General features: G+C 63.4%; 1 protein-coding gene and 1 pseudogene. Both read left to right on the plus strand.

Annotated features, from left to right (window positions below):
• Positions 1-310, plus strand: a pseudogene (locus tag AHiyo1_RS24205) (hypothetical protein); the annotation flags it as partial.
• Between the two features lie 12 nt (positions 311-322).
• Entirely contained in the window at positions 323-748 is a 426-nt protein-coding gene (locus AHiyo1_RS10305; protein WP_059388508.1) for a CoA-binding protein, read from the plus strand.
• Positions 749-906: the final 158 nt, after the last annotated feature.

Raw genomic sequence — 906 nt, forward strand, 5'->3', positions numbered from 1 at the left:
CTCGGCGGATCCCGTGGTCACTGCTCCAGCTGGTACTGGCGAGGCGGCGCACGAGCCGGAAGCACCGGCGGCCGGTCGGGCTCCGGCAAGCCAGCCAACGCAGGAGCAAGCCCCGAAGGCAGCCCACACCGAGCCTAAGAACGATTCGCAGGGAATCCTTCCGCAGCCCAAAACTGCCATACCATCAGCCCCCACGGCGAAGGACCTCCAAAACGGAGTGCAGCAAGCAGTCGAGAACACCCAGGACGACGTGTCCCTGAAGCCTGCCGGGCCCTCGCTGCGTTGGCTCCTTGGACTGCTGTCCCGCTAGTAGGCTGAAGCTATGACACATGTCAACGATCCGGCAGTCATAGACCGGCTGATGCGAACAAAGGGCCGCTGGGCCATCGTGGGACTCAGCACGAATGAGTGGCGCTCCGCGTTCGAAGTAGCCCTCTACGTTCGCGACACCATGGGCATGGAGATCATCCCGATCAACCAAAAGGGCGAAGACGTCCACGGCGAAACCGGGTACAAATTCCTTGCGGACGTGCCGCTTGAGAAACAGCCCATCGACGTCGTCGATTGCTTTGTGAACTCCTCCCGCGTCGGCGCGGTGGTGGACGAAGCGATTGCCGTGGGAGCGAAAGCTGTGTGGCTCCAGCTCGGAGTCATTGACGAGGATGCAGCGGAGCGGGCCAAAGCTGCGGGCCTGGACGTCGTCATGAACGCTTGCCCGGCCCAGATGGGCTGGCGGAGCGGCATTTAGCCGTCGTTTTCTGTTAACCGGCCGCTGGTATGTTTTGGAGGCAATCACCCTTTCGAGACCAGGGAATCCCCATGTGTGACCACCATCCCTCCACCGCCAGCCGGCGCACCGCCCTCGGTTTCCTCGGGGCTTCCCTCGTGGCCGGGCTGGGGGCATGC

The organism is Arthrobacter sp. Hiyo1 (assembly GCF_001263615.2).
In the GTDB taxonomy this organism is placed as follows: Bacteria; Actinomycetota; Actinomycetes; order Actinomycetales; family Micrococcaceae; genus Arthrobacter.

What these genes read in the sequence shown, in the direction of transcription:
- AHiyo1_RS10305 (WP_059388508.1), top strand. Translation starts at nt 323, where the DNA reads ATGACACATGTCAACGATCCGGCAGTCATAGACCGGCTGATGCGAACA.